Annotated in this window: 20 protein-coding genes and 1 pseudogene; 19 read left to right on the top strand and 2 right to left on the bottom strand. The window is 30.0% G+C overall.

The features are described from left to right. The first annotated feature begins 710 nt into the window (after positions 1 to 710). The 13 genes from CAB05_RS00890 (at position 711) to CAB05_RS00820 (ending at position 9,175) form a co-directional block, all read left to right on the top strand. The gene (locus CAB05_RS00890; protein ID WP_087997916.1) at positions 711 to 1,037 is read left to right on the top strand and encodes a hypothetical protein; all 327 of its coding nucleotides are present in this window, start codon (positions 711 to 713) and stop codon (positions 1,035 to 1,037) included. Between the two features lie 218 nt (positions 1,038 to 1,255). After that, positions 1,256 to 1,816, top strand: coding sequence for a hypothetical protein (locus tag CAB05_RS00885; protein ID WP_087997914.1), 561 nt, complete (start codon positions 1,256 to 1,258; stop codon positions 1,814 to 1,816). Between the two features lie 227 nt (positions 1,817 to 2,043). Beyond that, positions 2,044 to 2,499, top strand: a complete 456-nt coding sequence (locus CAB05_RS00880) for a hypothetical protein (RefSeq protein WP_087997912.1) — start codon at positions 2,044 to 2,046, stop codon at positions 2,497 to 2,499. Between the two features lie 147 nt (positions 2,500 to 2,646). Continuing rightward, positions 2,647 to 2,919, top strand: coding sequence for a hypothetical protein (locus tag CAB05_RS00875; RefSeq protein WP_087997910.1), 273 nt, complete (start codon positions 2,647 to 2,649; stop codon positions 2,917 to 2,919). Positions 2,920 to 3,001: 82 nt separating this feature from the next. Further along, complete coding sequence (locus CAB05_RS00870; protein ID WP_087997908.1) at positions 3,002 to 3,241, top strand: hypothetical protein; 240 nt, start codon at positions 3,002 to 3,004, stop codon at positions 3,239 to 3,241. A gap of 566 nt (positions 3,242 to 3,807) precedes the next feature. Beyond that, positions 3,808 to 4,305, top strand: a complete 498-nt coding sequence (locus CAB05_RS00860) for a DinB family protein (RefSeq protein WP_087997904.1) — start codon at positions 3,808 to 3,810, stop codon at positions 4,303 to 4,305. Positions 4,306 to 4,837: 532 nt separating this feature from the next. Next, on the top strand, positions 4,838 to 5,266 hold the full coding sequence (locus tag CAB05_RS00850; RefSeq protein WP_087997903.1) for a MarR family transcriptional regulator: 429 nt from the start codon (positions 4,838 to 4,840) through the stop codon (positions 5,264 to 5,266). 42 nt (positions 5,267 to 5,308) lie between these two features. Beyond that, positions 5,309 to 5,947, top strand: coding sequence for a nitroreductase family protein (locus CAB05_RS00845; RefSeq protein WP_087997901.1), 639 nt, complete (start codon positions 5,309 to 5,311; stop codon positions 5,945 to 5,947). Between the two features lie 88 nt (positions 5,948 to 6,035). Further along, complete coding sequence (locus tag CAB05_RS00840) at positions 6,036 to 6,332, top strand: putative quinol monooxygenase (protein WP_087997899.1); 297 nt, start codon at positions 6,036 to 6,038, stop codon at positions 6,330 to 6,332. Between the two features lie 107 nt (positions 6,333 to 6,439). Further along, positions 6,440 to 6,811 (top strand): DUF1304 domain-containing protein, encoded by a 372-nt coding sequence (locus CAB05_RS00835; protein WP_087997898.1) that lies wholly within the window; start codon positions 6,440 to 6,442, stop codon positions 6,809 to 6,811. A gap of 464 nt (positions 6,812 to 7,275) precedes the next feature. Next, the gene (locus CAB05_RS00830) at positions 7,276 to 7,635 is read left to right on the top strand and encodes a hypothetical protein (RefSeq protein ID WP_087997896.1); all 360 of its coding nucleotides are present in this window, start codon (positions 7,276 to 7,278) and stop codon (positions 7,633 to 7,635) included. A gap of 241 nt (positions 7,636 to 7,876) precedes the next feature. Then, a complete protein-coding gene (locus tag CAB05_RS00825) occupies positions 7,877 to 8,212 on the top strand; it encodes a YrdB family protein (protein WP_087997894.1) in 336 nt (111 codons plus the stop codon). A gap of 399 nt (positions 8,213 to 8,611) precedes the next feature. Continuing rightward, the gene (locus CAB05_RS00820; protein ID WP_087997892.1) at positions 8,612 to 9,175 is read left to right on the top strand and encodes a GNAT family N-acetyltransferase; all 564 of its coding nucleotides are present in this window, start codon (positions 8,612 to 8,614) and stop codon (positions 9,173 to 9,175) included. A 185-nt stretch (positions 9,176 to 9,360) separates the two neighbouring features. On the opposite strand, the gene CAB05_RS22720 is transcribed toward CAB05_RS00820, so the two are convergent. Next, positions 9,361 to 9,570 carry a DUF4176 domain-containing protein gene (locus tag CAB05_RS22720; RefSeq protein WP_371870392.1) on the bottom strand — a complete coding sequence of 70 codons (210 nt, stop codon included), beginning with the start codon at positions 9,568 to 9,570 and terminating at the stop codon, positions 9,361 to 9,363. Positions 9,571 to 10,120: 550 nt separating this feature from the next. Further along, a complete protein-coding gene (locus CAB05_RS00810; RefSeq protein WP_158093145.1) occupies positions 10,121 to 10,774 on the bottom strand; it encodes a DUF1062 domain-containing protein in 654 nt (217 codons plus the stop codon). A gap of 187 nt (positions 10,775 to 10,961) precedes the next feature. On the opposite strand from CAB05_RS00810, the pseudogene CAB05_RS22715 reads away from it, so the two are divergent. The 6 genes and pseudogenes from CAB05_RS22715 to CAB05_RS00790 form a co-directional block, all read left to right on the top strand. After that, positions 10,962 to 11,060 (top strand): annotated as a pseudogene (locus CAB05_RS22715) (Tn3 family transposase); the annotation flags it as partial. A 376-nt stretch (positions 11,061 to 11,436) separates the two neighbouring features. Next, a complete protein-coding gene (locus tag CAB05_RS00800; protein WP_142283033.1) occupies positions 11,437 to 11,862 on the top strand; it encodes a hypothetical protein in 426 nt (141 codons plus the stop codon). Positions 11,863 to 12,064: 202 nt separating this feature from the next. Beyond that, positions 12,065 to 12,232 (top strand): hypothetical protein, encoded by a 168-nt coding sequence (locus CAB05_RS21970; RefSeq protein WP_158093144.1) that lies wholly within the window; start codon positions 12,065 to 12,067, stop codon positions 12,230 to 12,232. 299 nt (positions 12,233 to 12,531) lie between these two features. Then, positions 12,532 to 12,702 carry a hypothetical protein gene (locus tag CAB05_RS22270; RefSeq protein WP_167374451.1) on the top strand — a complete coding sequence of 57 codons (171 nt, stop codon included), beginning with the start codon at positions 12,532 to 12,534 and terminating at the stop codon, positions 12,700 to 12,702. 339 nt (positions 12,703 to 13,041) lie between these two features. Then, entirely contained in the window at positions 13,042 to 13,662 is a 621-nt protein-coding gene (locus CAB05_RS00795; protein WP_158093143.1) for a hypothetical protein, read from the top strand. Between the two features lie 283 nt (positions 13,663 to 13,945). After that, the gene (locus CAB05_RS00790; RefSeq protein WP_087997884.1) at positions 13,946 to 14,977 is read left to right on the top strand and encodes a serine hydrolase domain-containing protein; all 1,032 of its coding nucleotides are present in this window, start codon (positions 13,946 to 13,948) and stop codon (positions 14,975 to 14,977) included. Positions 14,978 to 15,012: the final 35 nt, after the last annotated feature.

Genomic DNA, 15,012 nt, shown 5'->3' with positions numbered 1-15,012 from the left:
ATTTAAGGAGTCATAATTTGAAACGAATTATTGTAAGAGTATTATTAAGTCTCATTAGTATCTATTTATTGTTGTTTATTGCATATAGACCATTTGAATTTTTAGGTATTTTGTATAATATTTGGAAATTCCTATTGAATGGTAAATGAGAACACATTACTATTAAATACCAAAATAGATTGATATGTAACTAACTGGCAAGTTAGTTGAAGATCACCGAAGGCTGTTTTGCAGCCTTTTTATTTTGCTATTTGGCAGATTAGACCAATATAACTTTTTAAAGTGAAATACAAAATTCCCCCAAATTACGCAAGGCATATGAAGTGTATAATTAACTAAAGGTTACTAAATTATTGGAGGGGAATAAGTATTGGAAATGATTTTAAAAATAAGTTATTTATCAATTGGAATAGGTCCTCTTATTTACTACTTTTTTATGGGGAAAAATAAAAAAACAAATTCAAAACCTAATCGGAAAATGCAAATTTTATTGTGTTCAATTAGTTTTCTCATCATATTACTAACTATTTATGATACGTTTTCTAACTAAATAGTACTTATTCAACTAACGCATGCGATAGTTATATAAAATTTGGGAGCTGATGAACGAGTGATCAGCTCCTATTTCACTATTAGACAGTTTTGTTGAACATGGAAAGGGTTTTCCATTACCTTACTTGAATATGTATTTTTAAAGGTGGTGGCTAATTATGGGACAAGAATTTAAATTAATTAATAAGAGTAAAAAAGAACAAATAATATATGCTCATTTACCAGCAAGTAAAGCAAGAGAATTAACAGGGAATCCAGTAACATCTGCAATTACTACATGGTATCTTCTTCAAAATATTGGTGATGAAATATCTTTTGCCACTTGGGAAGATGCATCTTTGTATGAAGAATATACTGAAGTTACTGACAAAGTAGTTACAGATTTAATTAAGAATGGAATAATTGAGGACAATGGGATAGAGATTTTCGATGAAGATGATCCTGAAGTTTATCTAAGAAAGCTAGAAAATATATGGATGCGTTAAATCATATGTAGGTTTTTATTCGGAATTCTTATTCAACTAACTGGCGCGTTAGTTCAATTACATCGAGTTGCGACAGCAACTCTTTTTTCATATTTAAGCTGATAAGATTCAATTGGCGCACCACTTCATGTGGTGTGTTTATTACGATTTGTCTTGAAATTTCTTAATATTAAGATTTAAATTAAAGTATAATTATTAAACTTCTGGAGTGTATTCAAATGAAAATATCATTTAAAGCAACAATTTTGTATTCTTTACCATTTATTTTAACTGTTATTGCGGCCTTTGGATTCGACATATTAAATTCACTTGATCTATTTTATGGTTATTTGCTTATAGCAATTTTTACGTTTTTTATTCCTGTTGCAGTTTTTTGCTCACCATATGCTTTATATTTTTTTATTCTTTCAAAACTCAATAAAATCTCTAAAATGGGAGCCGTTATTGCCTTTGTTTTTACGATGATAGGTTTTATTGGGATTATTGTAGGTGTTGAGAAATTATATAAACCTATTGAGCAAAAACTCTACTTTAACGAACAAACAACAATAGAATTAGAGAAACGTTCTTTAAAACGATTTAAAATGGATACTGGACTTGAGGGGGAAATTAAAAATAGTAAGCCAATAAGTAGAAAAGGTTCTTGGGATGAAGGAGATATGTCAGGTATTGAAGAACGAAAATACACTTTTATTGTAGTAACAAGAGATTCTTCAAAACAGTTTGTTAAAAGACAATATACCTTTACTTATAAATATGGAGGTTGGTCTGGAGTTTAATCAATTTAGACATTATGTATCTCTATTTAAAATGGGAATGCTCTACCTTTAAATTTTATATTCTTTATTTAACTAACGGATGCATTAGTTGAAGTTCAAGGCAGCCATTGGCTGCTTTTTACTTTTAGTAGTTGGCAGTCTAAATCAATACAAAAAGGACTTATTAGAATCAAATGGAATATTAATTAAGTAGTAAATATTAATATGTAATCAAATAGGGGGATAAGGTGAAGAAAAGTAAGAAGTCTCTTTGGATTGGTTTAATTGTGATTATTTTAATTGCTAGCACCATTACATACTATAAGATTCCCTTAAAAGCTAATACAGTTTTTCATAATGGAGAAATTAAAATAATTGATTTCGGTTTTTATGTAAATGGTAAAATGAATAACTACAATGTAAGATTTAAAAATACAAAAGAAATTAATCAGATAGTAAATATATTTAATAACACTCGATATACGAGGATCCCTGGAAATAGAAATATAAGAAATGACGGGAAGCTTTTATCAATGTATGTGTTTGTAAAAGAAAAAAATCTTGAATTTTACATATTAGATATTAATGACCAAGGTTATTTAAAAGTTGGTAAAAACATCTATAAGTTAGCTGATAAACATTCACAAATATTTAATGAATTATATGAGATATTAGTTGCAAACCGTAAACCAATCAATGAATAAACTAATTCACTTATTGAACTAACTGGCGCGTTAGTTCAACAAAAATGATCGACTGTATAGTCGTTTTTATGCGCAAAATGGCAAATTAGTTGCATAAGAACTGTTATAATTTAAGTAGTAAAAATGTATTGAAAAGGAAGATTCATATTGGATAGTAAAAATAAAATATTTAGAACGATGTCATATAGCAAATCCTTTTTTTGGATGAGCATTGTATTTAATATACTTACAATTCCATTGGCTTACTTTATCGGGGTCATGGGAACAGATAGCGCTACGAACGATGCAGAAATGTGGCAAGGGTTTTTATTTGGATTTTTATTTATTCAAGCAATTCCAATATTATTGCTGATAACGAGTATTGTTGTATTAATCTTACGTAAAAGGATAAATGGAAAACGATCAAAGAAGAGTTTATAAGGAAAATCATAGCCCATCCTTATTCAACTAACTGGCGCGATAGTTGAACAATTACTTAAAATAACTAAAGGATGATTTAATAGTGAACTATAAAAAAGTAGCTTGGTGTCCTATTTGTGATCAAGGTTGGGTAGAGATAGTAAAAGATGTTGAAACCAATGAACTTTTTGTAATGTGTGATGAATACGAAAATGAGTGGAATCAACCATCAGAGGTTAAATCTTTTACAACAAGAACGGAAAATAACGCTAATCGTGTTACTACACCAACAGATGAAGAGATTAAGAGCGTCAGTTGGGAGAAATACATTATTAAAAACTAATATCTAATTTTAATAAAAGTAAAAATGGTATAATTTAACAAATAAAGCGATTTGGAGGATCTTTTCTTAATGATTACAGTAATTATTCTTGGAATAACGCTTATTGTGTTAGCTTATGCGTTTTTTAGAACTGATTGGATTCAAACACAAATTATGGCTAGTACAATGAAGTCAGCTGAATATGATTCACGTACAGTCACATGTCCAAAATGTCAAAAAGAGAATAAACGGGTTCGGGGAACTAATTATTGTTCTAATTGTCATTGTAGCTATTAATAACTTAACATGATAAATTTTCGTATAACTAACAAGTGCGTTAGTTGAACATTATGATCGACTATTTAGTCCATTTTTTTAATGCGCTAAATGGCAGATTAGATAAAGAAGGAGTAAAAGATTTATCATTCATTTATCTATTGACTTAGAGTTTACTCTAATCAGTATAATAAAAAAATAAAGATGTACTGTAATTATTTAAAGATGGGGTCCTTTATCAACTTATGGTTTAGATGAAAAATTCAATTTGAATATAGTAAATTAGAATAAAAATGTTGGGAGTCGGTTTTATGGAGCAATCAAATAAAGCGTTTAGTGACACATTAATAAAATCGTTAAGAGGAGAACGAGGTCATCTTCCTATCAAGAATGCTTTGTTGGATATAAAAATGGATCTTGCGGGGAAAAGAATAGAAGAGCTACCTTATACTATTTATCAATTAGTCAAACACATGACATACTGGCAAGAATTTCTCTTATTGTTCGCACAAGGAGATAAGCCTGAATTACCTTCCGATGTAAAAGAAAGCTGGCCTGTTGAAGATGGGCCAAATAATGAGGAAGAGTGGAAACAGGTTATTCAGAATTTTCTTCAAGGGATAGAACAGGCATGTTCGATTGCACAAACTGTTCAATTGGACAAATCATTGGAGAAATGGCCAGGCGAATCACCAGGTGGTGTACTACGTAATATTGCATCTCACAACTCCTATCATTTAGGTGAAATCGTGCTAATACGCAGATTATTTAGAGCTTGGCCACCACCAACCGGAGGATATCCAGTCTAAACTTTGGATCAATTTTAATTTCATAACACGGGAGCCATTGAGTAGTTCCTTAGGTTATGCTGTATACGATGAAGAAGTTGTACATAAACCAAATGGTATAAATATTAAAGTTGTTTCAATGAATAAAGAACTTTAGTTCCTAAAATAAAGGGCGCTTTTCCGGAGTAACGAAAAAAGTCCAATTTCTCAATTTTAATGCTGAGAAATTGGGCTTTTTAATATTGTAATTTCCTTAACGTTGTAAATCCGCATTTTCCTGACGCTACCCCATTATGGGGCTATTTTTGGAAACCAACTATTCATTATACTTGTTACAAATTAATAACATTGCTGTTTTGTTGCATCAATAAAAATTTCATTTCCTCTTTTTTTAATGGTTTTAAAAAAATGAAGAATAATATTAAAGAGAACAAGGTGTTTAACCTCATAAAAATAAAATAGTTGAATTTAATTTTTTATAGCATTATAATGTTTGATATATCAATGATTGATACATCAAACATTTTTATAATATATAAAAGGGGGTAACTTATTGGTTAATTCGTGCTCTATGGGTTCGTTAATTTTATATAAATTGCATTTTCTTAACAAAGAAATTAATTCTAAATTTTCTGGATGTACAGGCGTTAGTCAAACAAGACTAGAACTGTTGCATCAGCTTTATCAAGTAGAGGAATTGAGTCAACAAGAGCTTCAAAAAGAGTTAGATGTTGATAATGCTGCAATTACTCGGCATTTAAAACAACTTGAAGCGAGTGAAATGATCATAAGACGTAAAAAAACAAGTGACAACAGAGTCACTCTTGTACAGCTTACAGATTATGGACGTCAAAAAATAAGCTCGTATCAAGAAGAAAAAGACCTTTTCGTTGCTTCAATGCTAAACGAATTTAGCGAAGAGGAAATGGAAACAATAATTGGAATGCTAAATCGTATTCAGTTCAACATAAAAGAGATTTAAAAAGTGGACTAACTAAAATAAGATAAATGGAGTAAATCAACTATGATTACAACACAATTAACAAATGACTTTAAAGAAATCTTAACTGGACGTCGTGCAATTCGTAACTATGACGCCTCAGTAAAAATAAGCAAAGAAGAAATGACAGAAATTCTTACAGAAGCATCACTAGCGCCTTCTTCAGTTAATATGCAACCATGGCGTTTTCTTGTCATTGAAAGTGATCAAGGAAAAGAAAAACTAGCACCACTTGCGCGTTTCAATAATTCTCAAGTAGAAACATCTTCAGCAGTGATTGCTTTATTTGGCGATTTAAACAATTTTGAATATGGTGAGGAAATTTACAGCAAAGCCGTTGAACTTGGTTATATGCCTAAAGAAGTTAAAGAAAGACAAATGAGTGCTCTTACAGATCATTTTTCAACATTAGATTCCCAAGTTAATAAAGAAACTGTCTTAATTGATGGTGGGCTAGTAGCTATGCAATTAATGCTAGTGGCACGCGCTCATGGATATGACACTTGTCCAATCGGTGGTTTTGAAAAAGATAAAATTGCAGAAGCGTTTGGTTTAGATAAAGACCGTTATGTACCAGTTATGCTTGTTTCAATTGGAAAAGCTGCTGATAGTGGCTATAAATCCGTTCGACTTCCAATAAACAAGATTGCACATTGGAAGTAATTTAATTAGATGAATGACAACGTTGATTTTAATTGAAATCAACGTTGTCACTAATTTGATATTATATTGAAAGTTGAGGGTTATTATTTTGATTATTATTCATGCTGAATTTCATTTAAACAAAACAAAGGAAGAAAATTTTTTAAAAGATATAAGTGATCTTGTTAAAAATTCAAGAAAAGAAAATGGAAATATCTCTTACAATTTGTATAAAGAAATAGAAAAAGATAATATATTTACCATGGTAGAAGTATGGGAAGATATGGTAGCGGTTGAAAGTCATAATAAAAGTGAGCATTTCACATCTTTTGTTACCAAAGCAAAGGATTATTTTGTGGCGCCACTTAAAATAAAAATATTTGATGGTCGCCTTTTAAAAGATTAACTAACTACTCAACAATTAAATTAATTTTTCTTATAGATTAATCGATAATAACATTAAGTTCAAAATAGTTAAAATAAAAAAATGTTTATTTGATAAGGATGATATATATGAAAGTATTAGCAACGTTTTTTACTTTATTTGTGGCAGTTGAACACATATATATTATGTTTTTAGAAATGTTTTTTTCAACAACTAAAGTAGCACAAAAAACATTTAAAATGACTGAAGATTTCCTTCAAAATCCAAGGGTTAAAATATTATTTGCTAATCAGGGGCTATATAATGGCTTCTTAGCAGTAGGTTTGTTTTTTGGGTTATATTTTTTCCCTGCCCCATTTAATACTACGATTCAGTTATTTTTCTTAATTTGCGTTTTAATCGCTGCCGTGTTCGGGGCTATTACAGCTAATATAGGAATTTTATTTAAACAAGGGTTACCTGCTATTTTAGCTATAGTTTCCATATTATTTACTAATTAATTTTTCTATTTCCTAGTAGAAATTTAAGGTATTTGGTAGGAAGTGAAAAGTGTAGAACTTAAAAACTCTTGGTCCAATCCATTTTATTAAACGCAACTTTATGTCGTTATTATAAGGTTGCGTTTTAATTTATGCCTTAAATACAAATTGATTTCCTCATATAAAATTTGACCTCAAAATACTAATATTTAATTATAATTTTTCTCTTAATCAGATTATTAACTAAGAATCAGTGTTTAACAGAACTGGTAGTAAAATAGAGAGATAATCTTATAGAGATAATCTTATGGAGAGTATACTTTGGTTTTCCACTTCAACTAACGCATGCATTAGTTGTACAACAAATAGAGGATGATCATTATTCGATCATCCTCTATTTTGCTAAATGGCAGTTTAGTTGAACAAGGAATTACTATAAAGCAGGAAGAATAAGTAAATAACAGAACATTTAACTGGAGGCTGCTATGACAAACCAAGTTAGGAAGAAAATGGTTAATTGGACAATAGCCTTAGCTACGCTCTTGTTCGGAGGAGTTATTTACTATTTCATTTTGCAATTTCTATATCTACCATCAGAAGATTTATATAACTTCCCTGTCCCTCGGAATGCTGAATTAATTAAGGAAAATGAAGAAGAGATAAGTTACGATTGGTCAGCAGCATCAGAAGAAAATGGTATACCTTTTGGATATGAATTAGTCCTTAAAGCTAATGGATGGAAAAAGGGAAAAAGAGAAGGTGCCTCAGTTTTATACACAAAAGGAAATAAGAAAATAGATTTAATTTCTACAACGAAACATTTGAACATCCTTAAAGTGAATTAATGTAGAAATTTGTTATTCAACTACTGGCGCATTAGTTGTATAACAAAGGCTGTTACAGCAGTCTATTTTTTTGTGCTTGTGGACTGGATAATTTAATAAGAAATGGACTTGTTGGCATTAAGTGGAATAAAATAATAAGTTAACTAATATTTAGAAGGTATACTTTAGTTTTTAATTTTTTGGCTCTGTTATAGTTAATACTTAATTTATAATCAAATGTGTTAAAAGGAGTGTTCTTTAAGTGCTCTTAAGGTCTGTAAATTTAGTAATCAGATTTCTTCTAGAAATATGTGCTCTTATATCGCTAGGTTATTGGGGCTTTCAAGTTGGTAACAGATTCTATACAAAACTTGTATTTGGTATTGGATCACCACTACTTTTAGCGTTATTATGGGGGACATTTATTGCACCAAAGGCATCGTTGAAAATGCCTGAACCGTACAGGTTTATTCTGGAATTAATAATCTTCGGAGTTACCTCATCCGCTTTGTATGTTGCGGATAAAACAATCTTAGCCATTATTCTTGGAATGGTATTCTTAATTAACCGCATTTTACTAATTATATGGAAACAATAACACTCAGAATGATAGTGTTATCTTCTTCTTCAACTAACTGGCGCGTTAGTTGAACAATTAGATGGCTGCTTTGGTAGCCAATTTTTTTACTAACTGGCAGTTTAGTTTTAATTTTAAAAGGTTTTCTAGATAATTAATTGAATATATATTTATTATTCACCATTATGGGGAGGTTCCTTAGCTTTTCTGTATAGCTGTATATCAAGTAAATGATTCCTTCGTTGTAAGAAAATGTTGTGATTCTGGATATACCTGGCATGCATTAGGAGGAGCAACGATTAATAAACTTCCGCAGTGTAATTGTGAAATTGTAGCGACAGGGTTAACCAATAATGAAGCTTTTTTTATTATATAAGTTTCATTAGGTCATAATTTAAAGTTTTCGAGAGGGGAAATTATATGAATCCTATTTTATTAGATGTTCCGTTACAAATAGAAACAGACAGACTAATTATTCGAGCACCACTTCAAGCTGGTGAGGGGAATGTAGTAAACCCAGCTATTGAGGATTCAATTAGTGAGTTAAAGCAATGGTTACAATTATTCCAGTCAATTCCTACTGTTGAAGAAATGGAAATTCTCCTGAGAAATGCCCATATTGATTTTTTGAAAAGAGAAAGCTTTCGCTATCTTATCTATCATAAGGGTACTAATGAATTTTTAGGAACTGCTAGCCTTCACGCAATTAATTGGAAGATTTCTAAATGTGAAATTGGATATTGGATTAACACGAAATTTAGTGGCAATGGATATATGACAGAAGCAGTAAGTGAGTTAACAAAACTTGGCTTTCAGCTACTCAAATTTAGAAGGATTGAAATACGATGTGAATCTAAAAATACTAAAAGTCGTAAGATCCCTGAAAAACTAGGTTTTGAGCTAGAAGGGATATTACGTAATGAAGATCTTTCAGCTGACGGTAAAACACTAACTGATACCTGCATCTATGCAAAAGTAAATTAAACTAAAATTTTAAAATCCCTTGTACAACTAATGCATGCGTTAGTTGTACAACATGGGACTTCTTCTATTGTTCTTTTTTATGTAATTGCCTTGAATCAACTTCGCAAATCCCAAGAAATAGCATGTTTCAATTTTAAAAAGTCCATTGTTGTATTATCTTAAACTTTATACAACAATGGACTTTTTTATTTTTTTTTGTAACCTAAATGGTAGACTTTTTCAATCTGTTTTGGACCCAAAAAAACATTTTCGTCGTCTGAAGTATATCCTTCGGGATAGAAACAGCCTAAATATCTATACCTTTTTCCATCAGCAACTCTAAGTGGATTTTGACCATATATCATAACTTTCTTATCAAGTCCTTTTAACTTAACTACTGTACACTGTACCTGCAGACATTGAATTAAATTCTAAATCAGAGGTATCTAAAGACTTACCGGAATTAAGACTAAACTCACAACCAGTTAATATTAAAAATAAAATGGTAATAAAAGAAAGTTTTTTATATAACTTCATATTGAAATCTCCTTAAAATACTTGAATATATTAAACTACTTAAAATCATGACATGATTTAATAAAATTAAATCTTTTAGGATATTAGAATATTTTACTATATGATTTGAACGTAAAAAATAAGAGATATCGTTATAATTATTGAATCTTTATAGAATCACTAATTCAACTAACGGGCGCGTTAGTTCAATTAGAGAGTTTTAAGTAAAAATAGTTGGATCAGTTTAATCCATAGATACAAGCACGAAAATGCGGATATACAACGTTAACGAAAACCAAATATAAAAAAGCCTAATTTCTCGGTATTATAAGTGAGAAATTAGGCTTTAGTTATATCAATAAAGCGCACTTTAGTGGAATACTCAATTTCAAGATAAACCTAAAGACAATAATAATAATCAACGCCCCCCACAATCAAAAAAAGGGATGTTTAATGGTGATTTTCAAATGCGAAAGTTGAATTAATCATTTGTAGTGCATTGTTAGTCATAATAATTTTGATTTGTTTTTCTTTTATTTTATGCTTTCTTATATTAACTTCGGGGATTGTGTGTATAAAACCGTATTCTATCATCTTCCAAAGCATTTTTCTTGAAACGTTTAATTTCTCTTTAAGAAACTTGTCTAGGCGAAGATTAAAGCTATATTGTGACTCAATGTTAATAAAAATTTCTTTCGAAAGGTTTTTATATAAATCAATGTTTTCGCCTTCTGCAAAATAATCAATGTTAAAAATTGCTTCCGCTTGATTACTTCTAAGTGTTTCCATATCGAAGGCATATTTCCATGCAGTTTCCTTATCATTTCTCGACATTTTGTCAAATAAGCTTTTATCTATATCTACCGGGTTAATGCGAGAAAAGATAGTTAAGTTCCATGTAGTATCACATTGATTACATTTATAAATTAACCATACATCTACTTTTTGTTTATTCGCATTCATTCTAAAAAGTTCACTACAATAAAATTCCTTTTTTTTTCCGCATTTATTACAGTTCCTTAGAACTAATGGTGTGCACTTCGGCTGAATAGACCAAGTAATTATATTTTTTTCATTCATAGAGTATTTTTGTTTAAAATTCATCACTTTCACCTCGAAAAATGTATTGAACATTCCAAAAGTTATTTGTGTGAAAGTGTTATCTTATCATTGGTCTCACCCCTTTGATAAATTTAGAAATTAACTAATGAAGAATTCATTGGACTATACCTCACTTTCATTACTATTAAAATTATCCACAAACACAATACGTTACTTCAGAATCTTGGCCGGTTTTTATTCAAGACAAAACCGCCTGGCAACAGCTTTACGTGAGATGGGCCGAAGAGATAAAACGATCTTTATTTTGCATTATATTTCGGATGAATCATTCACATTCCGATGTTGTGGTGAATAATAAATCTTTTTGGGGAGGATACGTTAATACAGAATGTAAGAAATTATTGCTAATTCCTGGAATATGCTATCTTACTTCCGATAATTCGCATTAATATGGCTTTAGTAGATTATGAAATACTACCCAGAGATTTGAAAACTGAACTTGAAAATTATTCAACTAACGAGCGCATTAAAAAAGATCGACAATTTTGTCGGTCTTTTTTTTATAGCTACCTGGCAGTTTACTTAAATAAGAAAGGTTTTAGTTGATATGCTAAAATTTAAATTGAAGTAATATAGAATATTTGAAGATTTGTTATTGAAAGAAGGGGAATAGGATTAACTATAAAAAAGTAATATTGATAACGTTGATAATATTAGTGTGTTTTGTGGGGAGCATTCAATTAGAAAATAAAGGTTATTTCGACAAAGTTGACAATATTCGAGAGCCAATATCCATGAAGACAAACGATTGGAATTATTTAGCTATAGAAGGCAATGAAATGAGTGTAGAAAAAATCGTCGTATACTCTCCAGGACATACTTTTGGAATTGATCACAATAATGCCTACTTATTGTGTAAATTAATACTTAAAAATCAAAATAATATTTATAAAAATCCTAAAGAAAATTCAATTAAAATTTATTTGCGTTTTAATGAATTATACGTAATAAATAGCTTGTATGATATTGATAAATATAATGGAAAAGAATCAACTTTATATGTAGATAGGTCATTGCTAAATGAACTTAAAAAAATACATTATACGAATATTGAACATCGAATCAAGTAATATTCTAAAAACAATCTATATTACCTATTCAATTAAAAAACAAAAAGAGATTGATTGTAAAAATGTCTTTCGCATTTCTAGTATATTCTTATTAACCGAATGGTAATATAGTTCAATAAGTAAAGGACTTTTTGGAATTAAATGGAATATAATACAGGTAATATTATGAACAGGTATCATAATACGAGAGGATGAATTAAACGTGGTATGGATTGCTGGAGGTATTTTAACTGTGATTGCATTTGGTTTTTTTATGGAAAAGAAGTTTGGAACTGGCGCACCAAATAAAAGTGATAATCAAACAATGAGTGAAGAAATTGGGAGAGATACGACAAATCCAAATAATTCGAATAATATTGGACCATTTTAAAAAGTACGATTTCACCAACAGCGCCCGTTATAAGTAACAAAGATATAATGAATGAAGAAATTCAATAAATACATATAGTAATAATCGTCCTAGGATTTGAAATCATTACTGAAATAAATAAATCCTAACTTGAACTAACGCATGCGTTAGTTGAACAGCGAGAATAAGGAAATAAAAGAAAATACTTAACAAAGGAAAATTTTGTTTTTGTAAGTGATGAACGTTTGGTGTTTTTTATTTGTGTTTACTAAATATAATCATGGCAAAATTCCTATACTAATAAAAAAGAGGTGATTTTGATGGGAAAATGGAATGAACAGGCTGCACCAAATAATAATTTATCATCTAATACAATCAAGTCATCTGAAATTCTGTTAGGTAAGAAGGCAGAACATGAATTTTCAGAAGAGTTGTCCGATGGTGGTGAAAGAGATCAAAACATTAAGATACTCAAAAACATTTCTAAATAGGAACTACTGATGCAACGGTGACGATCAAAAAAATCGTCACTATTTTTTATTTCCATAAACTTAGAATTTCTTAATACCATATTCAACTAACTAGCGCGTTTGTTGAATGCAAGAGTCACAGTTGTGACTCTTTTTTTGATGTAAATAATGAGAGAAGTCATAAAAAATTCTTGAAACAAAATTGGATAATTATGGTAAATTTATATATAAAGTAAATTAATGAGGATTAATATGATATTAAATGTATTGTTTCCACTTATACTATTTCTCTTGATTATTGGCATTGGGTACTTATTGGTTAAGTTATTTAAAAGGAAAATAAATATTTTTCTCAAATTGTTGCTAGTTGTTATTGGAACTGGAGTAATAGCAATATACTGTTTTATTTGGTTTATCGTTAGTACCTGGATTGCGGATCCACAAGAAATGGAAATTGCTGTCTCATTAGCAGAAGAATATATAATTGACACAAATCGAGAAAATGTAGAATTAAAAGGTAGTTATTTTGACGATGGTGGAGTTTTCCCCTTTGAATATGCTGCTAATGCAAAAAACACTAAAGATCAAACGGAGTTTTTTATTTATTTTAATGATAGGTCTCAACGAATGGAAGACAGTTATGTTGCAAAGAAATGGGAGAATGAATTAAGAAAAAATATAAAAGGATATATAAAACAAAAGTTAAAGAAAATAGATAAAATTTATATTAAGTTTGATGAATCAGTTGGTTACGTTTATCAAGTGGATCCAAACCAGCCAAGTAGTTATAAAAATTACGATGCAACCCCTTCAATTGATATTGAAATCCCACGAAAGAAAAAAGAGGATGATATAAGGTTATTTAATGAAATATTGACTTTTCTACAAAATGAGGCGAAACTTACACATGCAAAATTATCAGTTACATATATGAAAGACGGCGTTCTAGTCGAAAACGAAATATGGGAAGGTAGTTTTTAGTATCAATATTTATATTTGAAAAAGTTAAAGATGAGATTGAAGTAAATAGAACAAGTGGTTGTAATATTAATTAAGTAAAAGTAATTTAGTGTTTTTCTTTTTAACTAACAAGCCCGTTAGTTGAAGATTGAGAGCAGCCTTTGGCTGTTCTTTTTTTATTAAAGCAAGCAATTAGCAGCAATTGGTGAGAAATAAAGGTTTCTATCATTTATTGTGGAATAAATAGTATGAATGGAAATTAATACCATTAATAAAACAAATAAATTAAAGGAATTAGATGCAAATGAACATAAATATTTCACAAAGCATTTCAAATATCCAAAATAATAATAATTTCTCAGGTACAGCATTGGTTAAAGATAATGAAAATATTTTGTTGGATATAAGTTTTGGCTATGCCAATCGTTCCGAACGCTTAAAAAACCTAACATCAACCAGATATGGCATAGCCTCGGGATGTAAGCTCTTCACTGCAATATCAATATGTCAGCTTGTGGAAAAAGGATTACTTTCCTTTGATTCTACTTTAAGTGAATGTCTTGATATAAATTTTGCAAATTGGGATGAAAAGATAACTATTCATCATTTACTGACGCATACTTCCGGAATACCAGATTATTTTGATGAAGAAGTCATGGATGATTTTGAGGAACTATGGATCAACCACCCTATGTATCACATTAGGTGTTCGAGAGACTTCTTACCACTTTTTCAAAACGAGCACATGAAATCAAAATTGGGAGAGCGATTTCACTATAATAATGCAGGGTATATATTACTAGGTTTAGTTGTAGAGCAATTTAGTGGGCTTTCATTTACTGATTACGTTGAAGCAAATATTTTTAAAAAAGCTGGTATGGTGGATTCAGGGTATTTTGCGTTTGATGCTCTTCCTGAAAGTACAGCAATAGGTTATATTGATAATTCAGACGGAACATGGAAATCAAATATTTATTCATTACCAGTTAAAGGTGGCCCGGATGGTGGAGCATATGTTACAGCTAAAGATATGGTGAGACTATGGGAAGCACTAATTAACCACAAGTTACTAAATGAAGCACTTACCAATCAGTTATTAACAGCTCACAACCAAGTTAAAGAAGGTAGTTTTTATGGTTACGGTATATGGATTAATAAAAATGAAAATGGCATCGTTAAGTACCATGTAATGGGCTATGATCCTGGAGTTAGCTTTCATTCTGCTTATTTTCCTAACTCATCTTTCAAAGTTGTTGTATGCTCAAATAAGTCAGCAGGAGCGTTTGACATTATGAACCGAATTGAAGAAGAATTGACAAAGTTTAAACCATTATAAGTGAAGAAAATAGTGAAATAAACTATCTATGTGAT

This window comes from Gottfriedia solisilvae (assembly GCF_002128405.1).
GTDB lineage: Bacteria > Bacillota > Bacilli > Bacillales > Bacillaceae_G > Gottfriedia > Gottfriedia solisilvae.
The sequence above is the reverse complement of the archived record's forward strand: the minus strand, read 5'-3'. Positions and strand labels throughout refer to the sequence as shown.

Bases quoted from the DNA above. Each gene is read 5' to 3' on its own strand.
- CAB05_RS00890 (WP_087997916.1), top strand. From the start codon at position 711: ATGGGACAAGAATTTAAATTAATTAATAAGAGTAAAAAAGAACAAATA.
- CAB05_RS00885 (WP_087997914.1), top strand. From the start codon at position 1,256: ATGAAAATATCATTTAAAGCAACAATTTTGTATTCTTTACCATTTATT.
- CAB05_RS00860 (WP_087997904.1), top strand. From the start codon at position 3,808: ATGGAGCAATCAAATAAAGCGTTTAGTGACACATTAATAAAATCGTTA.
- CAB05_RS00845 (WP_087997901.1), top strand. From the start codon at position 5,309: ATGATTACAACACAATTAACAAATGACTTTAAAGAAATCTTAACTGGA.
- CAB05_RS00835 (WP_087997898.1), top strand. From the start codon at position 6,440: ATGAAAGTATTAGCAACGTTTTTTACTTTATTTGTGGCAGTTGAACAC.
- CAB05_RS00830 (WP_087997896.1), top strand. From the start codon at position 7,276: ATGACAAACCAAGTTAGGAAGAAAATGGTTAATTGGACAATAGCCTTA.
- CAB05_RS00820 (WP_087997892.1), top strand. From the start codon at position 8,612: ATGAATCCTATTTTATTAGATGTTCCGTTACAAATAGAAACAGACAGA.
- CAB05_RS00810 (WP_158093145.1), bottom strand. From the start codon at position 10,774: ATGAATTTTAAACAAAAATACTCTATGAATGAAAAAAATATAATTACT.
- CAB05_RS22270 (WP_167374451.1), top strand. From the start codon at position 12,532: ATGGGAAAATGGAATGAACAGGCTGCACCAAATAATAATTTATCATCT.
- CAB05_RS00790 (WP_087997884.1), top strand. From the start codon at position 13,946: ATGAACATAAATATTTCACAAAGCATTTCAAATATCCAAAATAATAAT.